4 protein-coding genes and 1 pseudogene are annotated in these 2,003 nt (G+C 61.5%); all 5 read left to right on the top strand.

The window, feature by feature from the left end; translation table 11 throughout:
* Nucleotides 1-202 precede the first annotated feature (202 nt).
* The 5 genes and pseudogenes from EN939_RS39900 (at nt 203) to EN939_RS31935 (ending at nt 1,848) form a co-directional block, all read left to right on the top strand.
* Nucleotides 203-565: a glycosyl hydrolase 108 family protein gene (locus tag EN939_RS39900; protein ID WP_306663780.1), complete on the top strand. Its 363-nt coding sequence runs from the start codon at nt 203-205 to the stop codon at nt 563-565.
* Nucleotides 538-612 (top strand): annotated as a pseudogene (locus tag EN939_RS39895) (glycoside hydrolase family 108 protein); the annotation flags it as partial. The gene EN939_RS39900 and the pseudogene EN939_RS39895, both read left to right, overlap by 28 nt.
* A gap of 69 nt (nt 613-681) precedes the next feature.
* Nucleotides 682-999, top strand: a complete 318-nt coding sequence (locus EN939_RS39890) for a hypothetical protein (RefSeq protein WP_306663782.1) — start codon at nt 682-684, stop codon at nt 997-999.
* Between the two features lie 255 nt (nt 1,000-1,254).
* On the top strand, nt 1,255-1,443 hold the full coding sequence (locus EN939_RS31940; protein WP_127271255.1) for a hypothetical protein: 189 nt from the start codon (nt 1,255-1,257) through the stop codon (nt 1,441-1,443).
* Between the two features lie 33 nt (nt 1,444-1,476).
* On the top strand, nt 1,477-1,848 hold the full coding sequence (locus tag EN939_RS31935) for a DUF1515 family protein (protein ID WP_127271257.1): 372 nt from the start codon (nt 1,477-1,479) through the stop codon (nt 1,846-1,848).
* The last annotated feature ends 155 nt before the right edge of the window (nt 1,849-2,003 follow it).

Here is a 2,003-nt window from a genome sequence, read left to right as displayed (position 1 = left end):
CCGTGACATCCTACAACCGCCGCATGGGGATTAATGACAACGCCAACAGCCTCGGCCGCGTCGATCTCTGCCTGGAGCTTGGTGGCCTACTTGATGAATGCGAGCGCTTAGACCGCTGATCTCCTCAACCGGCTGATTTTCAGCCCTCCCACCTTCATTGCCAAACTCAATGACTGCCCATCACGGCAGAAAGGTACTAGCCATGGACCGCAACTTTGCGCGGGCGCTTGCGCTCGTTCTGAAATCTGAAGGCCTCTGGTCAGACAATCCGGCTGACCCCGGCGGCGCCACCATGAAAGGCGTCACGCTCGCCAACTTCCGCCGCTATGTGAAAGCCGATGCTACCAAGGCCGATCTGCGCAAGATCACTGATGCCCAAGTATCGACAGTATACCGGCGGTTCTACTGGGATGCGACGGCTGGTGCCCAGCTTCCCGGCGGTGTCGACTACGCCGTCTTTGATTTTGCCGTCAACTCTGGGCCGGCTCGGGCTGCCAGTACCTTCAGGCGGTTGTGGGCGTCAGGCAGGACGGTCGCATCGGTCCAGCTACAATTGCTGCTGTAAAGGCCAAGCCGGCCGGCGTTGTTATCGACGCACTGTGCGACAAGCGCCTAGGCTTCCTGAAGCGTCTCCCGACATGGAAAACTTTCGGCCGTGGCTGGTCCGACCGCGTCAAGTCGGTGCGCGCCGAAGCGCTGAAGCTGTCAGCTTTGCCCGACACACCGCCCCCAGTGACTGTCGAGGTGAAGGTGCCGGTCGACAAACCTGTTGTTCCTGAAAAGGTCGAACAGAAAGTCATGGAGAAATCTGGGTTCCTTTCCTGGCTGACCGGCCTCTTCGGCTCCGGCGCCATCGGTCTCGGCTGGCTCGCCGGAATGGACTGGCAGGCGGTTCTCGCGGGCGGCGTTGTCCTGCTGGTGTTCCTGCTGGTCCTGCTCCTGCTTCGCTCCCAGATCGTCTCTGCGGTGCGTCAGATCAAAGCGGAGGTGGGCGGCTGATTGGGTCCATCATAGCGATTATCGCCAGTGTCCTCGGCATCAACAGAACACTCGCCGACGTCATCGCGATAGCCGCGACCATCGCCGTCGCTTCGGGCGCGGTGTGGGGCGGCTACGAACTAATAAAGCACTGGGGCGCCGACGAGGTCCGCGCCAAGATCGAGAAGGACAATCAGGATGCGATCCGCAAAGGCATTGATGCCAGCCGGAATTTTGACAACTGCAATTCTGCTGGCGGGTTGTGGGACTTCCGGCGTGAGCGGTGTTCCAGCCCTCCGGGCGGCGATAGGTAGCAGCCTCGCCGAGGCCAAGGGCAAGACCTTCGAGGATCAGAACAAGATCGACCGCACGATGGCGCCGGGGTGCGCCGTCAAGCTCTACACGGCCGCCGAGTGCGACCGCCACACCAAGGCCAGCGCCGTGCGCCGGGCCGAACTGAACTAGCAGGCGAACACTTCGGCGAACAAGAGCCTGGAAATGATGATCGGCGGGCTCTTGGAGGCCACGCAGAACATGCAGCGGGATATCACGGAGATCCGACGCGATATCAAGGACAGCGATTCCCGTGTCGCCCTGAGCTACGAGCAATCCGAACAGCGCGCTGCCGCCAGCCGGTCGAAGATGTATGCCAAAACCGACGAACTGGTCGACCGCGTTGCGGCCACGGAAACCGCTGTAAGCACGCTCAACGACGACATGACGGGCGTTAAAGCGGTCACTGCCGAGGTGACCCGGTGGAAGCTGATGGGGCTCGGCGCTTTGGGCGTTACCGGCATGGCGGCGGCGGCCCTGGCCTCCCTTGTTACCGCCTATTGGCACGACATCTGGCGCGTGCTGCGGGGCGGGTGACGAAAGCCGTACGTTCGCTCATCGCTTTGAAGGTCGCGCCAGGGCAATCGCTTGAGGCATAGCACTACTCAGTTACAGCTCCCCCGTGTGAGCCTCATTGAAGACGTGGAAATGCCCCTTCGGCGCTGACTGGTAGTTCAAAGCCAGCCGTTCAT

The organism is Mesorhizobium sp. M7A.F.Ca.CA.002.05.1.1 (assembly GCF_003998335.1).
Taxonomy (GTDB): Bacteria; Pseudomonadota; Alphaproteobacteria; order Rhizobiales; family Rhizobiaceae; genus Mesorhizobium.
The sequence above is the reverse complement of the archived record's forward strand: the minus strand, read 5'-3'. Positions and strand labels throughout refer to the sequence as shown.